This window comes from Pseudomonas sp. R2-37-08W (assembly GCF_003851705.1).
GTDB lineage: Bacteria > Pseudomonadota > Gammaproteobacteria > Pseudomonadales > Pseudomonadaceae > Aquipseudomonas.
Genome location: NZ_CP027728.1, coordinates 1,510,018 through 1,530,196, shown reverse-complemented (window position 1 = coordinate 1,530,196; position 20,179 = coordinate 1,510,018). Strand labels below are relative to the sequence as shown.

Sequence of the window (20,179 nt, the reverse complement as noted above, 5' to 3'; positions counted from 1 at the left end):
TCATGCGTCATCAGCAACATGACCTGATTGCGCCGGTGCCTGGCACGGCGCGGCAGATTCACAGTTTCCATTTCGGCCCGGAACAGGCCGACCGCAAGATTTACATCCAATCGTCCCTGCATGCCGATGAACTGCCGGGCATGCTGGTGGCCTGGCACCTGAAGGCGCAGCTGGCGCAGTTGGAGGCTGCCGGGCGCATGCGCAGCGAAATCGTCGTGGTGCCGGTCGCCAATCCGGTGGGGCTGGAACAGGTGCTGATGGACATCCCCCTGGGCCGCTACGAGCTGGAAAGCGGGCAGAACTTCAATCGCCTGTTCGTCGACCTCAGCGACGCGGTCGGCGATCAGGTTGAAAACTCGCTGAGCGATGATCCCCAGCACAACGCCCGATTGATCCGCACCGCGTTATCCGACGCCCTCGCCGCGCAAATCGCATCGACGCAATTGCAATCCCAGCGCCTGGTGCTGCAACGCCTGGCGTGCGATGCCGACATGGTGCTGGACCTGCATTGTGATTTCGAAGCCGTGGCGCACCTCTACACCACGCCCGAGGCCTGGCCACAGGTGGAACCGTTGGCGCGTTACCTGGGCTCGGAGGCCAACCTGCTGGCCACCGACTCCGGCGGGCAGTCCTTTGATGAATGTTTCACCCTGGTGTGGTGGCAGTTGCGGCAACGCTTCGGCGCGCGCTTCCCGATCCCCCTGGGCAGCTTTTCCGTGACCGTCGAATTGCGTGGCCAAGGCGACGTCAACCACGGCCTCGCGGCCTTGGACTGCCAGGCGATCATCGATTACCTGATCCACTTCGGTGCGATTGAAGGCGACGCGGCACCACTGCCCGCGCTGCCCTACCCGGCCACGCCATTGGCGGGTGTGGAGCCGGTGACCACACCCGTGGGCGGCTTGCTGGTGTTCGGTGCCTTGCCGGGGGAATACCTGGAAGCGGGGCAACTGGTCGCCGAAATCATCGACCCCATCACTGACCGCGTAACGCCCGTGCACTGCCAGCATGCCGGCCTGCTTTACGCCCGTTCGCTACGCCGCATGGCCACTGCCGGGATGGTGATCAGCCATGTCGCCGGCACTGAGGCCTACCGTAGCGGCTACTTACTTTCGCCTTGAGGATGCACGCCCCATGTACAAATTGACCGTTGAAGGCCTGCATAAAAGCTATGGCGACAATGAGGTGCTCAAAGGTGTCTCGCTCAAGGCCAGGACCGGTGACGTGATCAGCCTGATCGGCGCCAGCGGCTCGGGCAAGAGCACCTTCCTGCGCTGCATCAACTTCCTGGAAACGCCCAACGACGGCGCCATGACCCTGGACGGACAAACCATCCGCATGGTCAGCGACCGCCACGGCATGCGTGTGGCCGACGATGCCGAGTTGCAGCGCTTGCGCACGCGACTGGCGATGGTCTTCCAGCACTTCAACCTGTGGAGCCACATGAGCGTCCTGGAAAACATCACCATGGCCCCGCGCCGGGTGCTGGGGTGCAGCAAGAAAGACGCCGAAGACCGCGCCCGGCGCTACCTGGACAAAGTCGGCCTGCCCGCGCGGGTGGCCGATCAATACCCGGCATTCCTGTCCGGCGGCCAGCAGCAACGGGTAGCGATTGCCCGCGCGTTGGCGATGGAGCCCGAGGTGATGCTGTTCGACGAACCCACCTCGGCACTGGACCCGGAGTTGGTCGGTGAAGTATTGAAGGTGATCCAGGGCCTGGCCGAAGAAGGCCGCACCATGATCATGGTGACCCACGAAATGAGCTTTGCGCGCAAGGTTTCCAGCCAGGTGCTGTTCCTGCACCAAGGCCGGGTGGAAGAGCAAGGTGCGCCAGCGGACGTGCTGGGCAATCCGAAGAGCGAGCGCCTGCAGCAGTTTTTGAGCGGCAACTTGAAGTAAACCTTTGTGACGCCTGGAGGGTCTGTGCAATAGAGCCTCCAGAGCGTCAGCTGCCGCATGGCAAAACCCATCGACTTCGCAAAACAATGGTTTGCCACCCGCGGCTGGCGTGCGTTCGCATTCCAGAAAGAAGTGTGGAAGGCCGTCAAGGACGGTCAATCCGGCTTGCTGCATGCCAGTACCGGCGCGGGTAAAACCTACGCGCTGTGGTTTGCCGCCCTAAATCGTTTCGCCATCACGCGCGCGCCTGCTACCGGCAAGCGCAAAGAACCGGCCGAACCACTGACCGTATTGTGGATCACACCGATGCGCGCCTTGGCCGCCGACACCGCACGCGCGCTTGAGGCGCCGCTGGCGGCCTTGCAGATCCCCTGGAGCGTTGGCCTGCGCACGGGCGACACCAGCAGCGGCGAACGCGCCCGCCAGACCCGCCGCCAGCCCACTGCACTGATCACCACCCCGGAAAGCCTGACGCTGATGCTTGCGCGCGCCGACAGTGAGGTCAGCCTGGCGCATCTGCGCATGGTGGTGGTGGACGAATGGCATGAACTGATCGGCAATAAGCGCGGTGTGCAACTGCAACTGGCGTTGGCACGGCTGCGACGCTGGCACCCCGACTTGCTGGTCTGGGGCATTTCCGCGACCTTGGGTAATCAGGCCCACGCGCTGGAGGTATTGGTCCCACAGGGTGGCGGGGTCAATGTGCAGGGGCAATCGCCCAAACAGTTGCTGGTTGACACACTGCTGCCGCCCATTGCCGAACGCTTTCCCTGGGCCGGCCATATCGGTTTGAAAATGCTGCCGCAAGTGGTGGCCGAAGTAGACGCCAGCAGCAGTTGCCTGGTGTTCACCAATACCCGGGCGCAGTCGGAAATCTGGTACCAGGCGCTGCTGGAGGCCAGGCCGGAGTGGGCCGGCCTGATTGCGCTGCATCACGGCTCGCTGTCGCGCGAGACCCGGGATTGGGTGGAACGTGCGCTCAAAGATGGCCAACTCAAGGCGGTGGTGTGCACCTCCAGCCTGGACCTGGGCGTAGATTTCCTGCCGGTGGAGCGGGTGTTGCAGATAGGCTCGGCCAAAGGTGTGGCGCGCCTGATGCAACGCGCCGGCCGCTCGGGGCATGCACCGGGGCGGCCATCACGGGTGACCCTGGTACCGACCCACAGCCTGGAGCTGGTGGAAGCCGCCGCCGCAAAGGATGCGATTGCCCAGCGACGCATCGAAGCCCGCGAATCGCCCCATAAACCCCTGGATGTGCTGGTGCAACATCTGGTCAGCATGGCTCTGGGCGGCGGGTTTGTTCCCGATGCGCTGCTGGCGGAGGTCCGCGGTGCCTGGGCCTACCGCGATCTTACCGACGCCGATTGGACCTGGGCCCTGGCCTTTGTGCGCCATGGCGGACTGTCGCTTACCGCTTATCCGGATTACCGCCGCGTAGAGCCCGACGAACAGGGCATCTGGCGCGTTCCCGATGCGCGACTGGCGCGCCGCCATCGCATGAGCGTGGGCACGATTGTCAGCGATGCGAGTATGCATCTGAAATACTGGAGCAAGGGCGGTGGCGGCAAAAACCTCGGCAGTGTCGAGGAAGGTTTTATTGCGCGACTCAAGCCGGGCGACGGTTTTCTGTTCGCCGGACGCCTGCTGGAGTTGGTGCGCGTGGAAAACATGACCGCCTACGTGCGCCGCAGCACCGCGAAAAAAGCCGCCGTGCCGCGCTGGAATGGCGGGCGCATGCCGCTTTCCAATGAGCTGGCGCAGGCGGTGATCGAGCGCTTCGACGCGGCGGCACAGGGTCGCTTCGACGGCCCGGAGATGCAGGCGGTGCAGCCATTGCTGCTGACACAACTGCGTTGGTCCGGCCTGCCGACCCGTGATCACTTGCTGGCGGAGTTTCTCAAGTCGCGTGAAGGCTGGCACCTGTTTCTCTACCCCTTCGCCGGACGTCAGGTGCATCTGGGGCTGGCGAGCCTGCTGGCGTGGCGCGTCAGCCGGCAGCAACCCGTGACCTTTTCCATTGCGGTCAATGATTATGGGTTGGAATTGCTGAGCGCCACCGAGGTGCACTGGCCCCAGTTGTTGACCGAGGCGCTGCTCAGCCCACAGGATTTGCTCACGGACGTGGCAGCCAGCCTCAACGCCGGTGAACTGGCGTTGCGGCGCTTTCGCGAAATCGCACGCATCGCCGGGCTGGTGTTCGCCGGTTACCCCGGCGCGCCGAAAAGCACCCGGCAGGTGCAGGCCTCCAGCGGCCTGTTCTTCGAAGTGTTCAAACAATATGATCCGCACAACCTGCTGCTGACCCAGGCAGGGGAAGAAGTCCTGCGCAACGAACTGGACATTCAGCGCCTGGAAGAGACCTTGCTTCGCTTGTCGGCGCTGCAGCTGGACCTGCATCTGATCCAACGGCCAACCCCCCTGGCCTTTCCGCTGCTGGTGGAGCGAATGCGCGAAAGCCTGAGTTCGGAAAAACTCTCGGAGCGCATTGCGCGGATGGTCAAGGACCTGGAAAAAGTCGCGGACAGAGGGAAAGCTTGATGGTGTGTTCGGTAACGCTTGAGGGTGAGCAAGTATGGTTGCTGGCGGACAAGGCGATGTACTGGCCGGAGCATCAATACTTGCTGATCGCCGACGTTCACTTCGGCAAGGCCTCGGCCTACCGCAGCCTCGGGCAACCCGTGCCCCAGGGCACTACGAGCGAAAACCTGCAGCGCCTGGATCGGTTGCTGGCGGCCTATGCCTGCGCTCGGGTGATCTTCCTCGGAGATTTCCTCCACGGCCCAGGCTCCCATGCCAGCGGCACCCTGGGCGCGCTCCGGGCCTGGCGAGCGCGCCACGCTGAGTTGCCGATTACGCTGATTCGCGGCAACCACGATCAACGCGCTGGCGACCCGCCTGCCGACCTGAACATTGAGGTGGTGACGGAGCCACTATTGATAGGGCCATTCGCGCTACAGCACGAACCGGACGCACACCCCAGCCATCATGTGCTGGCGGGGCATGTCCATCCGGTGTACCGCTTGCGCGGCAAGGGCCGGCAGAGCCTGCGCCTGCCGTGCTTCCAGATTGGCAAACGCGTCAGCCTGCTGCCGGCATTTGGCGCCTTTACCGGCGGTTACGCAGTGGAGCTGGACGATGAGCGCCGAATCTTTGTTATCGGCGATCATGAGGTCTGGCCGGTTCAGTGACGCACAAGCGTGCGTGCTGGGTCAGGCAACAGGTGCGGGAGGCGGCTCATCCGGCAGGGTGGGCTCACCCGGTTCGGTAGGCTGCTGCGGATAGTCCGGGTCAGGTTGGCCGGGGATGCCGCCCGCATAAGCAGGGTCGGCCATCAGGGACCAGGCCAGAACACCAATCTGGTTGGGTTCAAGCCGGGCTAGTTCTGCGCTGATTCGCGGGTTGATCTTCATAGGGCACTCCTCAAGCGTGGCTCGACGCGTTTTACACGCGCCGAAGCAGTACACCTAGATAGAGTCAATTTCCGCAGACTAATTCCCTTTACTCGTAGGAGCTTTCGATCAAGCGCGTGGGAGCGTGACGCCACGCTGGCCCTGGTACTTGCCGGCACGGTCCTTATAGGACACTTCGCACGCCTCGTCGGACTGCAGGAAGAGCATTTGCGCCACGCCTTCATTGGCGTAGATTTTCGCCGGCAAGGTGGTGGTGTTGGAGAACTCCAGGGTCACATGGCCTTCCCACTCGGGTTCCAGCGGGGTCACGTTGACGATGATGCCGCAACGGGCGTAGGTGCTTTTGCCCAGGCAGATGGTCAATACGTCACGCGGGATACGGAAGAACTCCACGGTGCGCGCCAGGGCGAAGGAGTTTGGCGGGATGATGCAAACATCGCTCTTGACGTCGACGAAGCTTTTTTCGTCGAAGTTCTTCGGATCGACGATCGCCGAGTTGATATTGGTGAACACCTTGAATTCATCGGCGCAACGCACGTCGTAGCCATAGCTGGAAACCCCGTACGAAATCACGCGCGCGTCGCCTTCACCACGGATCTGGCGCTCGACGAACGGTTCGATCATGCCGTGTTCCTGCGCCATGCGGCGAATCCACTTGTCCGATTTGATGCTCATGGCGGTGTCCTGAATGCGAGGTGAAAAAATTCTGTGGGGCATCTTACCGGGGCCGGCTGTGGGGTTCAAAGGGCGCAGGACTTTTAATGACGAATGCACCGGCCTCCATTACCCGCAGCCAACGGGGCCGGGGCTCTTGGCGCGACTTTCGGGGACAATAAATACCACCGCCAGTCACGAAAATAGAGAAACCTTCGGAAATACCATTGGCACGTTCCGGAAAAAGGGTTAAGGTGGCGTCACTGTGTTGCTTGTGTCACTGAGAATCTCTACACGATATGTTGAATTTCGATCCAACCATCTCCAAGAATTTTTCCTGCTCTTTGCACTCAGTCTCGGCCAGGGCTTTTCCTGAGTCGCAGTTAACTTTGTTCAAGGAGTTACACCATGTCTAATCGCCAAACTGGTACCGTTAAGTGGTTCAACGATGAAAAAGGCTTCGGCTTCATCACTCCACAATCCGGTGACGACCTGTTCGTTCACTTCAAAGCTATCCAATCCGACGGCTTCAAAAGCCTGAAAGAAGGCCAACAGGTTTCTTTCATCGCTACCCGCGGTCAGAAAGGCATGCAAGCTGAAGAAGTTCAAGTTATCTAACTTGTACTGACTTAGTCGAAAAGACCCCGCCCTCAAAAGCGGGGTTTTTTTATGCCTGCAATTTGGCATTCAATCACATGCCAGGCACAAAACAATGTGGGAGGGGGCTTGCCCCCGATGGCGGCGCATCAGTCGATAGCTATCTTGACTGACCCACTGCTATCGGGGGCAAGCCCCCTCCCACATTCAAGCATTCAAGCAGCGTTGTTTATTGAAACAACGACTCACTCGACAAACCATTCTTCTCGAGGATCTCGCGCAAGCGCTTGAGCCCCTCTACCTGAATCTGCCGAACCCGCTCACGGGTCAGGCCGATCTCCAGGCCTACATCCTCCAGGGTGCTGCTCTCATGGCCGCGCAGGCCGAAGCGGCGAATCACCACCTCGCGCTGCTTATCGGTGAGTTCCGACAACCACTGGTCGATGCTTTGAGACAGATCATCATCCTGCAACAGCTCGCACGGATCTGTCGGGCGATCATCTGTCAGGGTGTCCAGCAAGGTTTTATCCGAATCCGGACCCAGCGAGACATCGACCGAAGACACCCGCTCATTCAGGCCAAGCATGCGCTTGACCTCCCCTACCGGTTTTTCCAGCAGGTTGGCGATTTCTTCGGGCGAAGGTTCATGATCGAGTTTTTGTGTCAGCTCACGCGCTGCCCGCAGGTACACGTTGAGCTCCTTGACCACATGGATCGGCAACCGGATCGTGCGGGTCTGATTCATGATCGCCCGTTCGATGGTCTGACGAATCCACCAGGTGGCATAAGTCGAGAAGCGAAAGCCCCGCTCAGGGTCGAACTTCTCCACCGCCCGGATCAAGCCCAGGTTGCCCTCCTCGATCAAGTCCAGCAGCGACAATCCGCGATTGACGTAGCGTCGGGCGATTTTAACCACCAGGCGCAGGTTGCTTTCAATCATGCGTTTGCGCCCAGCCGGATCGCCCTTTTGCGACAGACGCGCAAAATGAACTTCTTCTTCAGGGGTGAGCAGAGGGGAAAAGCCGATTTCATTGAGGTACAACTGGGTCGCGTCGAGCGCCCGCGTGTAATCAATGTACTTGTGTTGCTTTAACGCGGAGGAGTTTTTGGATTTGGTGCGAACTGAGGGTGGTGATGCCCCCTCATTATCTGACATCGGTTCCGTAGCGATACCGGTCTCCATAAGGAGAACCTCATCGTCGATGTCAAACTCCGGCGCTTCTTTACTGAGAGCCATTGTTATAGTCCTTTGGTGAGTTCGACCTCAAGCTCAAGCGACGCCTTTATCCTTGGCAACGCTGGAGCCTGTTCCTTCTACGTGAGGGAACAGGCTGGCAACACATCAACGACGGGGTAGGAATTGCAGTGGGTCTACAGGTTTCCCCTGGCGGCGAATCTCAAAGTGCAGTTTCACCCGGTCTGTACCCGTTGAACCCATTTCGGCAATTGTCTGTCCGACCTTGACCTGCTGCCCCTCCCGAACCAACAACCTGCGGTTATGACCGTAGGCACTGACGTAGGTATCGCTGTGTTTGATGATGACCAGCTCGCCGTAGCCCCGTAGACCACTCCCGGCGTACACCACTGTCCCATCAGACGCAGCCAAAACAGGCTGTCCCAAATCCCCGGCGATATCAATGCCTTTATTCAAACTGCCGTTTGAAGAGAATTTTCCAATTAATACGCCGTTTGAAGGCCATCCCCAACCGGTCGGCGCGGGCCCTGCAGGTGGCAACGGCGCGGGTGCCGGCTTGCTCGCCACCGAAGGTGCGGCGGTACCTGCAGGCCTGGTGATAACCGTGGTTTTGCTCGAAGAAGAAGCCGAAGATCCCGACTTTGTCACAACTGCCGTGGGCGCCGAACCGGCGCGGCCATCGAAGCGAATCGTCTGCCCCGGATGAATCGTATAAGGCACGGGAATGTTGTTACGAGCTGCGAGCGCCTTGTAATCCCAACCATAACGGAAGGCGATCGAGAACAGCGTATCGCCCTTGCGCACGACGTATTGGCCGGTGGTCACCGTCGGCTTCTGCGGTGCCGCATTGGTGCGGTCAACTACCCGCGCACCGCCGGATGGCGTGCTCGAGCAGGCTGCCAGTAAGGAACTCAAGACAAGGCCAAGCACCAGTCGCTGAAAGCTTGTTTTACTCATTCGCTGCGCAGGACCTGTGAGACTCACCCGCCGCTCCCTTTGTGGTGGCTGAACGTTAACGCCTGTATCAGGCTTGAAAGATGACGCAAGTATAACTGGGCATTGGCTTTTTACCGGCACACGAGTGAAACGAAAACTTCATCATGTTTAACTCCGGCGCCTTCCCCCGTTGAATCTATAGACCCCGCTGTAAGACACATCTGCGCCTGTGGAATTCACTGCCTGGAAATAAATGATCAGGCCAGCGGGCCGTTCAGCAGCGGCACGAAGCGCACAGCCCCGAGCACATGCCGGGAAAAGCCATCGTCCTCGCGAATAATGAGCATCAATTGTTGCACTTCGCCGGAGCCCACCGGGATGACCAGCCGGCCGCCGGGCGCCAGTTGATCGAGCAGCGCTTGCGGCACATCGGTGGCCACCGCAGTGACAATGATGCCGTTATAGGGCGCCAATGCCGGCCAGCCTTCCCAGCCATCGCCCCAACGAAACACTACGTTACGCAGGTTCAGCTCCACCAGGCGCTCTTTGGCGCGGTCCTGCAGCACCTTGATGCGCTCGACCGAGAACACCCGTTCGACCAGCTGAGACAACACGGCGGTCTGATAGCCGGAGCCGGTGCCGATTTCCAGCACCTTGTCCAACGGCCCGGCGGCCAGCAACAGCTCGCTCATGCGGGCGACCATATAAGGCTGGGAGATGGTCTGGTTGTGGCCGATCGGCAACGCCGTGTCTTCGTAGGCGCGGTGCGCCAGGGCTTCGTCGACAAACAGGTGCCGAGGCGTGCGCCGGATCACTTCCAGCACCTGCGCATTGGACAAGCCTTCTTCGTACAGACGCTGGATCAAACGCTCGCGCGTGCGCTGGGAAGTCATCCCGATGCCACGGCGCAGCAGGTCGTCTTGTTCACGAGCCATCAGCGCAGTCCCTCCAGCCAGCCATCAAGTCCACTGAAGGCATCACTGAAGGTGCGATCGAATTGCAACGGGGTAATCGATACATAGCCTTGCATCACCGCATGAAAGTCCGTGCCCTCGCCACCATCCTCGGCATCGCCGGCCGCGGCGATCCAATAGCCTTCCTTGCCACGCGGGTCGACCACCTTCAAAGGCGCCGCCGCACGGGCACGGTGCCCCAGCCGCGTCAGCTGGATACCGCGAATATGGTCAAGAGGCAGGTTGGGGATATTGACGTTAAGCACGGTGCGCGGCGGCAGGTTCAGGGACGCGTGCGCTTGCACCAACTTGCGCGCGTAGTACGCCGCCGTCGCCAGGTTATCCAGTTGCCGTGAGGCGAAGGAAAAGGCGAACCCGATACCGCCGAGAAAGCGCCCTTCAAGGGCGGCCGCCACGGTGCCGGAATACAGCACGTCATCGCCCAGGTTCGCGCCCAGGTTGATGCCCGACACCACCAGGTCCGGCGCGTGCTCCAACAAGCTGTTGATCGCCAGGTGTACGCAGTCGGTGGGGGTGCCGTTCACGCTGATAAAGCCATTGGCCAGCACCTTGGGGTGCAACGGACGGTCGAGCGTCAGCGAACTGCTGGCGCCGCTCTTGTCCTGGTCGGGGGCCACCACCACGCATTCGGCGTAATCCGCCAGCGCAGCATGAAGCGCGGCGAGGCCGGGTGCGGTGGCACCGTCATCGTTTGATATCAGAATACGCATGGGTTGTCCGTCGGCCCCACCGGCACTAGATCAACGAGTTCGCGCACCAATACAGTGGCGAAGCATCCAGCCGGCAGGACGAATTCCAATTGCAGAATGTCAGGCCCGGGATAATGCCACGTCAACCCGCCAATGGGCAGCCGCAGAATGCGACGTTCTTGGCTCATTCCCGCATTCACCAGCCAATCACGCAGGTCAGCTTCTGCGGCGGCGACAGATTGTTCCAATTCATAGGTAAGACCTTTCGCCGGAGACTCGCCCTCCCCCACTGCGGGCCGGTGGGATGCAGGTCGAGGATCGCCAGGCGCGGGTCGCTGCATTCAGCCTCCCCGGCCGGGAAAAAGCTGCGGCTGTCGGTGAAAGCGAGCAGGTCGCCGACTTGGGCGCGCTGCCAGGAGCCGTCGGCGACACGCGCCGCCAACACTTTGTTGAACAGCAAGCTACGGGCGGTGGACAGCAACCGCGAACGCACATTGCGCTGTTCCGGCAAGGCCTTGCGAGCCGCCCAGTCACGGGCATCGACGACATTGCCGCCATTATGGCCAAAGCGCTGGGCACCGAAATAGTTGGGAATACCGTGCTGGGCAATCTGTTGCAGACGCGCGTCGATGGCGGCGGTATCACCGTTCAACTGGGTTAGGCGCAAGGTAAAGCCATTGGCCGCATGGGCGCCGCGCTGCAGCTTGCGTTGGTGCCGGGCGGTTTTCAGGATCCTGAGGGTGTCATTCTCGGCGGCACGCATGTCCGGGTCGGCCTTGCCGGGCAATTGCACGCTGAACCACTGGCGGGTCAACGCCTGGCGATCCTTGAGCCCGGCATAGCTGACGGTGCGCAAAGGCACGCCAGCCGCCTTGGCGATACGCCGCGCCGCTTCCTCGGTATTCAGGCCGCGCTTCTCCACCCACAACCACAGGTGCTCGCCTTCGCCGGTCAGCGGGATGTCGAGCACTTCGTCCACCTGGAAATCTTCGGCAGTGGCCTTCAGGACCGCGCTGCCCAACGCTTCGCCATAGGCACGCGGGCCCAGCAACTCAAGTTCGTTCATGCGCGCAGCAACAAGGCGACGGAGTGCACGGCGATGCCCTCTTCACGACCGGTAAACCCGAGCTTTTCGGTGGTGGTGGCTTTCACGTTGACTTGGTCCAATTCTATTTGCAGATCTGCGGCAATCAGGGCGCGCATCGATTCGATATGCGGGGCCATTTTCGGCGCCTGGGCCACGATGGTGTTATCGACGTTGCCGACCTTCCAGCCTTTGGCGTGGATCAAACCGACGACATGGCGCAGCAACACACGGCTGTCGGCGCCCTTGAAGGTTGGATCGGTGTCCGGAAAGTGCTTGCCGATATCACCCAACGCCGCTGCGCCGAGCAATGCATCGCTCAAGGCGTGCAACACAACGTCGCCGTCAGAATGAGCCAAGAGCCCATGGTGGTGCGTGATACGCACGCCGCCCAAAGTGATGAAATCGCCTTCAGCGAAACGGTGCACATCGTAGCCGTGGCCAATACGCATAAAAAAACGCCCCGATTTAATTCAGGGCGTGATTCTACCTACTTTTGCCTCACATTAACCGAGCAAAGCACGACCATGATGGCGCAAATGGTCATCGATGAAGCTGGCGATAAAGAAGTAGCTGTGGTCGTAGCCAGGTTGCAGCCGCAGTTCCAGCGGATGACCGGCCGCCTTGGCGGCTTGCTGCAAGGCCTCGGGCTTGAGCTGCACGGCGAGGAAATCGTCGCGATCGCCCTGGTCCACCAACAGCGGCAACTGTTCCGACGCTTCGCTGATCAGCACGCAGGCATCCCATTCGCGCCACTTCGAGCGCTCTTCTCCCAGGTAACGGGAGAAGGCTTTCTGGCCCCAGGGGCAGTCCATCGGATTGTTGATCGGCGAAAACGCCGACACGCTCTGATAACGCCCAGGGTTGCGCAGCGCGCAGACCAACGCACCGTGGCCGCCCATCGAGTGGCCGCTGATGCCCCGCTTGTCTGACGCCGGGAAATGCGCCTCCACCAACTCCGGCAATTCCTGCACCACATAGTCATGCATCCGATAATGCCTGGCCCAGGGTTCCTGGGTGGCGTTCAGATAGAACCCGGCGCCCAGGCCAAAGTCCCAGGCGCTATCCGGGTCATCCGGCACACCGGGGCCGCGCGGGCTGGTATCCGGCGCCACGATGATCAAGCCCAGCTCGGCGGCCATGCGATGGGCACCGGCCTTTTGCATGAAGTTCTCGTCGGTGCAGGTCAGCCCGGACAGCCAATACAACACCGGCAGCTTGCCGCCCTGCTCCGCCTGCGGCGGCAGGTAGACGGCGAAGGTCATGTCGCAATCAAGCACAGCGGAATGATGCTTATAGCGTTTATGCCAGCCGCCGAAGCTTTTCTGGCAGGACAGGTTTTCCAGACTCATGGCCGACCTCAGAAATGGATGACGGTACGAATGCTTTTGCCTTCATGCATCAGGTCAAACGCTTTGTTGATGTCTTCCAGGCCCATGGTGTGGGTAATGAAGGTGTCCAGCGGGATCTCGCCGGTCTGAGCCATTTCCACGTAGCTTGGCAATTCGGTACGCCCGCGTACGCCGCCGAAGGCCGACCCGCGCCAGACGCGACCGGTCACCAGTTGGAACGGACGGGTGGCGATTTCCTGGCCGGCACCGGCCACGCCGATGATCACCGACTCGCCCCAGCCTTTATGGCAGCACTCCAGGGCCGCACGCATCAGTTGGACATTGCCGATGCACTCGAAGGAAAAGTCCACGCCGCCATCGGTCAAATCGACAATCACGTCCTGGATCGGGCGGTCATAGTCTTTCGGGTTGATGCAGTCGGTAGCGCCCAGTTGCTTGGCGATTTCGAACTTGGCCGGGTTGATGTCGATGGCAATGATGCGGCCGGCCTTGGCTTTCACCGCGCCAATCACCGCCGACAGACCGATACCGCCCAGACCGAAGATGGCCACGGTGTCACCCGGCTTGACCTTGGCGGTGTTGATCACCGCGCCGATACCGGTGGTAACGCCACAGCCCAGCAGGCAGACCTTTTCCAGCGGCGCTTCTTTAGGAATCTTAGCGACGGAGATTTCCGGCAGCACGGTGTACTCGGAGAACGTCGAGGTACCCATGTAGTGGAAAATCGGCTGGCCCTTGTAGGAGAACCGCGTAGTGCCGTCAGGCATCAAGCCTTTGCCTTGGGTGGAACGGATGGCCTGGCACAGGTTGGTCTTGCCGGACAGGCAGAATTTGCATTGACCGCATTCCGGGGTGTACAGCGGGATTACATGGTCGCCGACGGCCACCGAGGTTACGCCTTCGCCAATGGCCTCGACCACGGCACCGCCTTCATGACCAAGGATCGACGGGAAGATCCCTTCCGGGTCTGCGCCCGACAGCGTGTAGGCGTCGGTATGGCACACGCCGGACGCGACCACGCGCAACAGCACTTCGCCCGCCTTGGGCATGGCGACATCGACTTCCACAATCTCAAGGGGTTTCTTGGCTTCGAAGGCTACGGCGGCACGGGACTTGATCATCCGGGGTTTCTCCATGGAGTAAAAGTTGATTGGATCAGTGTAAAACATGGCTGATTGATTAATAATCCAGACGAAAGCAAAACATTATTGCCGTACAGGGACAATAACCATGCTGGAGAATCGCTGGGAGGGCATCGATGAGTTTGTCGCCGTGGCCGAGTGCAGCCAATTCACGGCTGCGGCCGAGCGCCTGGGGGTCTCGTCGTCCCATATCAGCCGCCAGGTGGCGCGCCTGGAAGAACGCCTGCAAACCCGCCTGTTGTATCGCAGTACACGCAAGGTGACGCTGACCGAAGCGGGCCAGACGTTCCTGCAACATTGCCAGCGCTTGCAGGACGGTCGCGAAGAAGCGTTACGTGCGGTGGGCGACCTGACCAGCGAACCCAAGGGCATGTTGCGCATGACCTGCGCGGTGGCCTATGGCGAACGCTTTATCGTGCCGCTGGTAACAGCGTTCATGGCGCTCTATCCACAGTTGCGCGTCGATATCGAGCTGAGCAACCGCCCGCTGGACCTGGTGCATGAGGGGCTCGACCTGGCGATTCGCCTCGGGCGCCTGCAAGACTCACGCATGGTTGCCAGCCGCCTGGCTGCGCGCCGCATGTATTTGTGTGCGTCACCTTCCTACCTGGCCCGGTATGGTCGACCACACAGTTTGTCGGAATTGAGTCGGCACAACTGCCTGATCGGCAGTTCAGACATCTGGCAACTGGCCCAGGACGGCCGCGAATTTTCCCAGCGGGTGCAGGGCAACTGGCGCTGCAACAGTGGGCAGGCGGTACTGGATGCCGCGCTGCAGGGCATGGGGCTGTGCCAGTTGCCGGACTATTACGTGCTGGAGCACTTGCACAGTGGCGCGCTGGTGTCGCTGCTGGAGGCGCATCAGCCGCCGAATACGGCGGTGTGGGCGTTGTATCCGCAGCAGCGGCATTTATCGCCGAAGGTCAGGAAGTTGGTGGATTTTTTGAAGGAGGGGTTGGCTGGGAGGCCGGAGTACAGCGGGTGATTATTTGTTGCCTGACCAGGCCGCATCGGGGGCAAGCCCCCCTCCCACATTTTGATCTGTGAACCCAATCAAATGTGGGAGCTGGCTTGCCTGCGATGAAGTCGACGCGGTGCACCTGACTACCTGCGGTTAGCCCAGCGCAACCGCAGCCACTCCAGGTCTTCCGGCCGCGTCACCTTGATGTTATCCGAACGCCCTTCGATCAGGCGTGGCGCCTGGCCGGACCATTCCATGGCCGAGGCTTCGTCGGTAATCACCGCATCGGCCACCAGGCTGTCCGCCAAGGCGCGGTGCAAGGCGCCCAGGCGGAACATCTGGGGCGTAAAGGCCTGCCAGATCAGGCTACGATCAACGGTCTCGACGACACGGCCGTGTTTGTCGACGCGCTTGAGGGTGTCACGGGCCGGCACGGCCAGCAGGCCACCCACGGGATCGTCAGCCAGTTCACCCAATAGCTTGTCGAGATCATCACGGCTCAGATTGGGCCGCGCTGCATCGTGCACCAGCACCCAATCTTCATCACTGGCGCCCAAAGCATTGAGCTGCAGCAGTGCATTGAGCACGGAACCTGAGCGCTCCGATCCGCCATCCGCACGCTGAATACGCGGGTCGGCGGCACACGCAAGGCTAGGCCAGTAGGGATCATCAACCGCAAGACTGACCACCAGCCCTTGCAGCGCAGGGTGGTCAAGGAAACAGCCAAGGCTGTGTTCGAGAATGGTGCGCCCGCCCAGTTGCAGATACTGCTTGGGACGGTCGGCGGCCATACGGGCACCAACACCCGCGGCCGGAATCACGGCCCAGAAGGCCGGTAACTCGGTGTTCATTGGGCCAACTGGTAGAGGGTTTCGCCCTCCTTGACCATGCCCAATTCATGACGCGCCCGCTCTTCAACGGTCTCCGTGCCTTTTTTCAGCTCAAGCACTTCGGCATCAAGCACGCGGTTGCGCTCCAGCAGGCGTTCGTTTTCGGCGTGCTGGTCGGCAATTTGCTGGGTCAGCTCTTCCACCTGCGCAAAGCTGCCGTTACCGACCCATAGGCGGTACTGCAGGCCAGCCAGCAACAAGAGCAAGACGAGGAACAACCAATTGGGACTGCGCATCGAAATCCGGGTATCCAGTGAAAAAAGACAGTCATGCAAACCTTTTGCAGCAACTGATAGCACGAAGCCTGGATAAACCAGGCTTGTGCTTGTCAGTCAGCAGATTAGCGCCGAAATGCCCACTGTCGTGAGATTTCCGACGCAATCGGCCGACTTTTTACCATTTACTGCTCAGCCGCGAAACTCGCTGCGACCGTTGTACTTGGCTTTACCCGCCAATTGCTCTTCGATGCGCAGCAATTGGTTGTACTTGGACACGCGGTCGGAACGGCACAGGGAACCGGTCTTGATCTGGCCCGCCGAGGTACCCACGGCCAGGTCGGCAATGGTCGAATCCTCGGTTTCGCCGGAGCGGTGCGAGATCACGGCGGTGTAGCCCGCAGCCTTAGCCATCTGGATGGCTTCCAGGGTTTCGGTCAGGGTGCCGATCTGGTTGAACTTGATCAGGATCGAGTTGGCGATCTTCTTGTCGATGCCTTCTTTCAGGATCTTGGTGTTGGTCACGAACAGGTCGTCGCCCACCAACTGGATTTTTTCACCGATCTTGTCGGTGAGAATTTTCCAGCCGTCCCAGTCGGACTCATCCAGGCCGTCTTCGATCGAAATGATCGGGTAGCGCTGGGTCAGGCCCTTCAGGTATTCGGCAAAGCCTTCGGAGTTGAACACCTGGCCTTCGCCGGACAGGTTGTACTTGCCGTCTTCATAGAATTCGCTGGCGGCGCAGTCCAGGGCCAGGGTCACGTCGGTGCCCAGTGTGTAGCCGGCGTTGGCCACAGCTTCGGAGATCACTTTGAGTGCATCTTCGTTGGACGCCAGGTTCGGCGCGAAACCACCTTCGTCACCCACTGCAGTGCTCAGGCCACGGGCCTTCAGCACAGCCTTGAGGTGATGGAAAATCTCGGTGCCCATGCGCAGGCCTTCGGAGAAGGTCTTGGCGCCAACCGGCTGCACCATGAATTCCTGGATGTCGACATTGTTATCGGCGTGCTCGCCACCGTTGATGATGTTCATCATCGGCACCGGCATCGAGTACACGCCCGGCGTGCCGTTCAGGTTGGCGATGTGCGCGTACAGCGGCAGGTCCTGGTCCTGGGCGGCGGCCTTGGCGGCGGCCAGGGACACGGCGAGGATGGCGTTGGCGCCGAGGCTGCCTTTGTTTTCAGTGCCGTCGAGCTTGATCATCGCGTGGTCCAGGGCTTTCTGGTCCAGCGGGTCCTTGCCCAGCAACAGATCACGGATCGGGCCGTTGATGTTGGCTACCGCCTTGAGTACACCCTTGCCCAGGTAACGGCTCTTGTCGCCATCACGCAGTTCCAGCGCTTCGCGCGAACCTGTGGAAGCACCGGACGGCGCGCAGGCGCTGCCGATGATGCCGTTATCGAGAAGCACGTCGGCTTCGACGGTGGGGTTGCCACGGGAGTCGAGAACTTCACGACCTTTGATGTCGACGATTTTTGCCATTGTTGTAAACACTCCAAAGTTGACGAAAACGACGCAGCTGAAGGAAATCTTTTGACCGACCGCAAGGGTGGAACAACAGGGCAGGCTTGCAGACGACAAGGCTCAGGCCTGGGGCCTGAGCATAAAGCGTGGGAAATTCTACCGGAGAAACGACGCTTACGCGGTCTCTACCGTCGGAAAACTCTTGACCAGTTCGTCCAACTGCTTGAGCTGGGCCAGGAACGGCTCCAGCTTGTCCAGGCGCAGGGCACAGGGGCCGTCGCACTTGGCGTTGTCCGGGTCCGGGTGGGCTTCCAGGAACAGGCCGGCCAGGGACTGGCTGATGCCCGCCTTGGCCAGGTCCAGCACCTGGGCACGGCGACCGCCGGCGGAATCGGCGCGACCACCGGGCATTTGCAGCGCGTGGGTCACGTCGAAAAACACCGGGTATTCGAACTGTTTCATGATGCCGAAACCGAGCATGTCCACCACGAGATTGTTATAGCCGAAGCTCGAACCACGCTCGCACAGGATCAACTGGTCGTTACCCGCTTCCACGCATTTGCTCAGGATATGTTTCATTTCCTGGGGCGCGAGGAACTGGGCTTTCTTGATATTGATCACCGCGCCGGTCTTGGCCATGGCGACCACCAGGTCGGTCTGGCGCGACAGGAAGGCCGGCAACTGGATGATGTCGCAGACCTCGGCGACCACGGCAGCCTGCTCGGGCTCGTGGACGTCGGTGATGATCGGCACGCCGAAGGCTTGCTTGATGTCCTGGAAGATCCGCATGCCTTCTTCAAGGCCCGGGCCGCGATAGGAGGTCACGGACGAACGGTTGGCCTTGTCGAAGCTGGCCTTGAATACATAGGGGATCCCCAACTTCTGGGTAACCCGCACGTACTCTTCACAGACCTGCATCGCCATGTCGCGGCTTTCCAGTACGTTCATGCCGCCGAACAGCACCATGGGCTTGTCGTTGGCAATCTCGATGTCGCCTACGCGAATGATCTTCTGGGCCATCAGGGTTATGCCTTCTTCTGATGTTGCGTCAGTGCCGCTTTGACGAAACCGCTGAACAGCGGGTGACCGTCGCGCGGCGTCGAGGTGAACTCAGGGTGGAACTGGCAGGCCACGAACCACGGATGATCCGGTGCCTCGACCACTTCAACCAGCTTGCCGTCGCCGGAGCGGCCGGAAATCTTCAGGCCCGCTTCTTTGATCTGCGGCAGCAGGTTGTTGTTCACTTCGTAGCGGTGACGGTGACGCTCGACGATCACGTCCTTGCCGTAGCAGTCGTGGACCAGCGAACCGGCTTCCAGCAGGCAGTCCTGTGCGCCCAGGCGCATGGTGCCGCCCAGGTCGGAGGCTTCGGTACGGGTTTCGACGGCACCGGTGGCGTCTTCCCACTCGGTGATCAGGCCCACGACCGGGTGGCCGCTGGTGTGATCGAACTCGGTGGAGTTGGCGTCTTTCCAGCCCAGCACGTTACGAGCGAACTCGATGACGGCCACTTGCATGCCCAGGCAGATCCCCAGGTAGGGCACCTTGTTCTCGCGAGCGTATTGCACGGCGGTGATCTTGCCTTCCACGCCACGCAGGCCGAAACCGCCGGGAACGAGGATCGCGTCCACGCCTTCGAGCAGCGCGGTGCCCTGGTTCTCGATGTCTTCGGAATCGATGTAGCGCAGGTTGACCTTGGTACGGTTGCTGATGCCGGCGTGACTCATCGCTTCGATCAGGGATTTGTACGCGTCGAGCAGTTCCATGTACTTGCCGACCATGGCGATGGTGACTTCATGCTCAGGGTTGAGCTTGGCGTCGACCACGGCTTCCCACTCGGACAGGTCCGCGCCGTTGCACTGCAGGCCGAAACGCTCGACCACAAAATCATCCAGGCCCTGGGAATGCAGGATGCCCGGGATCTTGTAGATGGTGTCGGCGTCTTCCAGGGCGATCACCGCACGTTCTTCAACGTTGGTGAACTGCGCGATCTTGCGACGCGAGGAAATATCGATCGGGTGATCGGAGCGGCAGACCAGCACGTCCGGCTGCAGGCCGATGGAACGCAGTTCCTTGACCGAGTGCTGGGTTGGCTTGGTTTTGGTTTCGCCGGCAGTGGCGATGTACGGCACCAGGGTGAGGTGCATCAGCATCGCGCGCTTGGCGCCGACTTCGAAACGCAACTGGCGAATGGCTTCGAGGAACGGTTGGGATTCAATGTCACCCACGGTGCCACCGATCTCGACCATCGCCACGTCGGCATCGCCTGCACCCTTGATGATGCGGCGCTTGATTTCGTCGGTGATGTGCGGGATCACCTGGATGGTTGCACCCAGGTAGTCACCACGGCGCTCCTTGCGCAGCACGTGCTCGTAGACACGGCCGGTGGTGAAGTTGTTGTTCTGGGTCATGGTCGTGCGGATGAACCGCTCGTAGTGGCCCAGGTCCAGGTCGGTCTCGGCGCCGTCATGGGTGACGAACACTTCACCGTGCTGGAACGGGCTCATGGTGCCCGGGTCGACGTTGATGTACGGGTCCAGCTTGAGCATGGTGACTTTAAGCCCCCGCGCCTCCAGGATGGCCGCCAATGAAGCGGAGGCAATGCCTTTCCCCAATGAAGAAACAACACCGCCCGTGACGAATATGTAGCGCGTCATGAAAAACCCTAGAAGTCTGCGTTAAAGCGGTACGAGCCGCCGGGGAAAGCGAAGAGAGGC

The 20,179-nt window shown here is 60.8% G+C and carries 20 protein-coding genes and 1 pseudogene; 6 read left to right on the top strand and 15 right to left on the bottom strand.

Translation table 11 applies throughout. The features are described from left to right. Positions 1-2: 2 nt before the first annotated feature. From C4J93_RS07035 to pdeM, 4 genes are read left to right on the top strand one after another with little or no spacing between them, the layout of a single operon-like run. Positions 3-1,121: a succinylglutamate desuccinylase/aspartoacylase family protein gene (locus C4J93_RS07035; RefSeq protein WP_124428956.1), complete on the top strand. Its 1,119-nt coding sequence runs from the start codon at positions 3-5 to the stop codon at positions 1,119-1,121. 13 nt (positions 1,122-1,134) lie between these two features. After that, positions 1,135-1,899 carry an ABC transporter ATP-binding protein gene (locus C4J93_RS07030; protein ID WP_065951958.1) on the top strand — a complete coding sequence of 255 codons (765 nt, stop codon included), beginning with the start codon at positions 1,135-1,137 and terminating at the stop codon, positions 1,897-1,899. 57 nt (positions 1,900-1,956) lie between these two features. Next, positions 1,957-4,437 (top strand): ligase-associated DNA damage response DEXH box helicase, encoded by a 2,481-nt coding sequence (locus C4J93_RS07025; RefSeq protein ID WP_124428955.1) that lies wholly within the window; start codon positions 1,957-1,959, stop codon positions 4,435-4,437. Further along, positions 4,437-5,087, top strand: coding sequence for a ligase-associated DNA damage response endonuclease PdeM (pdeM, locus tag C4J93_RS07020; RefSeq protein WP_124428954.1), 651 nt, complete (start codon positions 4,437-4,439; stop codon positions 5,085-5,087). Before C4J93_RS07025 ends, pdeM begins: the two co-directional genes overlap by 1 nt. A gap of 21 nt (positions 5,088-5,108) precedes the next feature. Here the strand turns inward: pdeM and C4J93_RS07015 are convergent, their stop codons facing one another. Both C4J93_RS07015 and dcd read right to left on the bottom strand, forming a co-directional pair. Then, a complete protein-coding gene (locus C4J93_RS07015; RefSeq protein ID WP_124366130.1) occupies positions 5,109-5,309 on the bottom strand; it encodes a hypothetical protein in 201 nt (66 codons plus the stop codon). 108 nt (positions 5,310-5,417) lie between these two features. After that, positions 5,418-5,984, bottom strand: a complete 567-nt coding sequence (gene dcd, locus C4J93_RS07010; protein ID WP_048719838.1) for a dCTP deaminase — start codon at positions 5,982-5,984, stop codon at positions 5,418-5,420. Between the two features lie 387 nt (positions 5,985-6,371). Here dcd and C4J93_RS07005 point away from each other — a divergent pair, with 387 nt between their 5' ends. Further along, entirely contained in the window at positions 6,372-6,581 is a 210-nt protein-coding gene (locus C4J93_RS07005) for a cold-shock protein (RefSeq protein ID WP_002554837.1), read from the top strand. Between the two features lie 208 nt (positions 6,582-6,789). On the opposite strand, the gene rpoS is transcribed toward C4J93_RS07005, so the two are convergent. The 8 genes and pseudogenes from rpoS to C4J93_RS06965 form a co-directional block, all read right to left on the bottom strand. Continuing rightward, positions 6,790-7,797, bottom strand: a complete 1,008-nt coding sequence (gene rpoS, locus C4J93_RS07000; RefSeq protein ID WP_124361628.1) for an RNA polymerase sigma factor RpoS — start codon at positions 7,795-7,797, stop codon at positions 6,790-6,792. A gap of 105 nt (positions 7,798-7,902) precedes the next feature. Further along, positions 7,903-8,739, bottom strand: coding sequence for a peptidoglycan DD-metalloendopeptidase family protein (locus C4J93_RS06995; RefSeq protein WP_124361627.1), 837 nt, complete (start codon positions 8,737-8,739; stop codon positions 7,903-7,905). A gap of 209 nt (positions 8,740-8,948) precedes the next feature. Further along, the gene (locus C4J93_RS06990) at positions 8,949-9,584 is read right to left on the bottom strand and encodes a protein-L-isoaspartate(D-aspartate) O-methyltransferase (RefSeq protein WP_170827533.1); all 636 of its coding nucleotides are present in this window, start codon (positions 9,582-9,584) and stop codon (positions 8,949-8,951) included. A gap of 41 nt (positions 9,585-9,625) precedes the next feature. Beyond that, on the bottom strand, positions 9,626-10,375 hold the full coding sequence (surE, locus tag C4J93_RS06985) for a 5'/3'-nucleotidase SurE (protein WP_124361626.1): 750 nt from the start codon (positions 10,373-10,375) through the stop codon (positions 9,626-9,628). After that, positions 10,363-11,420, bottom strand: a pseudogene (gene truD / locus C4J93_RS06980) (tRNA pseudouridine(13) synthase TruD). The gene surE and the pseudogene truD overlap by 13 nt, the downstream one beginning before the upstream one ends. Further along, positions 11,417-11,890, bottom strand: coding sequence for a 2-C-methyl-D-erythritol 2,4-cyclodiphosphate synthase (ispF, locus tag C4J93_RS06975; RefSeq protein ID WP_124428953.1), 474 nt, complete (start codon positions 11,888-11,890; stop codon positions 11,417-11,419). The pseudogene truD and the gene ispF overlap by 4 nt, the downstream one beginning before the upstream one ends. 54 nt (positions 11,891-11,944) lie before the next feature. Then, entirely contained in the window at positions 11,945-12,790 is an 846-nt protein-coding gene (fghA, locus tag C4J93_RS06970) for an S-formylglutathione hydrolase (protein WP_124403316.1), read from the bottom strand. An 8-nt stretch (positions 12,791-12,798) separates the two neighbouring features. Next, on the bottom strand, positions 12,799-13,911 hold the full coding sequence (locus C4J93_RS06965; RefSeq protein ID WP_065880066.1) for an S-(hydroxymethyl)glutathione dehydrogenase/class III alcohol dehydrogenase: 1,113 nt from the start codon (positions 13,909-13,911) through the stop codon (positions 12,799-12,801). 109 nt (positions 13,912-14,020) lie between these two features. Here C4J93_RS06965 and C4J93_RS06960 point away from each other — a divergent pair, with 109 nt between their 5' ends. After that, a complete protein-coding gene (locus C4J93_RS06960; protein ID WP_124366125.1) occupies positions 14,021-14,917 on the top strand; it encodes a LysR substrate-binding domain-containing protein in 897 nt (298 codons plus the stop codon). Positions 14,918-15,036: 119 nt separating this feature from the next. Here the strand turns inward: C4J93_RS06960 and ispD are convergent, their stop codons facing one another. The 5 genes from ispD to C4J93_RS06935 all read right to left on the bottom strand — a co-directional run bounded on the left by ispD (position 15,037) and on the right by C4J93_RS06935 (position 20,119). Beyond that, complete coding sequence (ispD, locus tag C4J93_RS06955; RefSeq protein ID WP_124428952.1) at positions 15,037-15,744, bottom strand: 2-C-methyl-D-erythritol 4-phosphate cytidylyltransferase; 708 nt, start codon at positions 15,742-15,744, stop codon at positions 15,037-15,039. Next, complete coding sequence (gene ftsB, locus C4J93_RS06950) at positions 15,741-16,019, bottom strand: cell division protein FtsB (protein WP_057723188.1); 279 nt, start codon at positions 16,017-16,019, stop codon at positions 15,741-15,743. Before ftsB ends, ispD begins: the two co-directional genes overlap by 4 nt. A 171-nt stretch (positions 16,020-16,190) precedes the next feature. Beyond that, positions 16,191-17,480: a phosphopyruvate hydratase gene (gene eno / locus C4J93_RS06945; protein ID WP_017844757.1), complete on the bottom strand. Its 1,290-nt coding sequence runs from the start codon at positions 17,478-17,480 to the stop codon at positions 16,191-16,193. A 156-nt stretch (positions 17,481-17,636) separates the two neighbouring features. Then, a complete protein-coding gene (kdsA, locus tag C4J93_RS06940) occupies positions 17,637-18,482 on the bottom strand; it encodes a 3-deoxy-8-phosphooctulonate synthase (protein ID WP_124366122.1) in 846 nt (281 codons plus the stop codon). Positions 18,483-18,487: 5 nt separating this feature from the next. Further along, positions 18,488-20,119: a CTP synthase gene (locus C4J93_RS06935; protein ID WP_124361620.1), complete on the bottom strand. Its 1,632-nt coding sequence runs from the start codon at positions 20,117-20,119 to the stop codon at positions 18,488-18,490. Positions 20,120-20,179: the final 60 nt, after the last annotated feature.

Excerpts from the sequence above, each read along its gene's own strand:
- C4J93_RS07035 (WP_124428956.1), top strand. The coding sequence starts at position 3 with ATGCGTCATCAGCAACATGACCTGATTGCGCCGGTGCCTGGCACGGCG.
- C4J93_RS07030 (WP_065951958.1), top strand. The coding sequence starts at position 1,135 with ATGTACAAATTGACCGTTGAAGGCCTGCATAAAAGCTATGGCGACAAT.
- C4J93_RS07025 (WP_124428955.1), top strand. The coding sequence starts at position 1,957 with ATGGCAAAACCCATCGACTTCGCAAAACAATGGTTTGCCACCCGCGGC.
- pdeM (WP_124428954.1), top strand. The coding sequence starts at position 4,437 with ATGGTGTGTTCGGTAACGCTTGAGGGTGAGCAAGTATGGTTGCTGGCG.
- C4J93_RS07015 (WP_124366130.1), bottom strand. The coding sequence starts at position 5,309 with ATGAAGATCAACCCGCGAATCAGCGCAGAACTAGCCCGGCTTGAACCC.
- dcd (WP_048719838.1), bottom strand. The coding sequence starts at position 5,984 with ATGAGCATCAAATCGGACAAGTGGATTCGCCGCATGGCGCAGGAACAC.
- C4J93_RS07005 (WP_002554837.1), top strand. The coding sequence starts at position 6,372 with ATGTCTAATCGCCAAACTGGTACCGTTAAGTGGTTCAACGATGAAAAA.
- rpoS (WP_124361628.1), bottom strand. The coding sequence starts at position 7,797 with ATGGCTCTCAGTAAAGAAGCGCCGGAGTTTGACATCGACGATGAGGTT.
- C4J93_RS06990 (WP_170827533.1), bottom strand. The coding sequence starts at position 9,584 with ATGACTTCCCAGCGCACGCGCGAGCGTTTGATCCAGCGTCTGTACGAA.
- surE (WP_124361626.1), bottom strand. The coding sequence starts at position 10,375 with ATGCGTATTCTGATATCAAACGATGACGGTGCCACCGCACCCGGCCTC.
- ispF (WP_124428953.1), bottom strand. The coding sequence starts at position 11,890 with ATGCGTATTGGCCACGGCTACGATGTGCACCGTTTCGCTGAAGGCGAT.
- fghA (WP_124403316.1), bottom strand. The coding sequence starts at position 12,790 with ATGAGTCTGGAAAACCTGTCCTGCCAGAAAAGCTTCGGCGGCTGGCAT.
- C4J93_RS06965 (WP_065880066.1), bottom strand. The coding sequence starts at position 13,911 with ATGATCAAGTCCCGTGCCGCCGTAGCCTTCGAAGCCAAGAAACCCCTT.
- C4J93_RS06960 (WP_124366125.1), top strand. The coding sequence starts at position 14,021 with ATGCTGGAGAATCGCTGGGAGGGCATCGATGAGTTTGTCGCCGTGGCC.
- ispD (WP_124428952.1), bottom strand. The coding sequence starts at position 15,744 with ATGAACACCGAGTTACCGGCCTTCTGGGCCGTGATTCCGGCCGCGGGT.
- ftsB (WP_057723188.1), bottom strand. The coding sequence starts at position 16,019 with ATGCGCAGTCCCAATTGGTTGTTCCTCGTCTTGCTCTTGTTGCTGGCT.
- eno (WP_017844757.1), bottom strand. The coding sequence starts at position 17,480 with ATGGCAAAAATCGTCGACATCAAAGGTCGTGAAGTTCTCGACTCCCGT.
- kdsA (WP_124366122.1), bottom strand. The coding sequence starts at position 18,482 with ATGGCCCAGAAGATCATTCGCGTAGGCGACATCGAGATTGCCAACGAC.
- C4J93_RS06935 (WP_124361620.1), bottom strand. The coding sequence starts at position 20,119 with ATGACGCGCTACATATTCGTCACGGGCGGTGTTGTTTCTTCATTGGGG.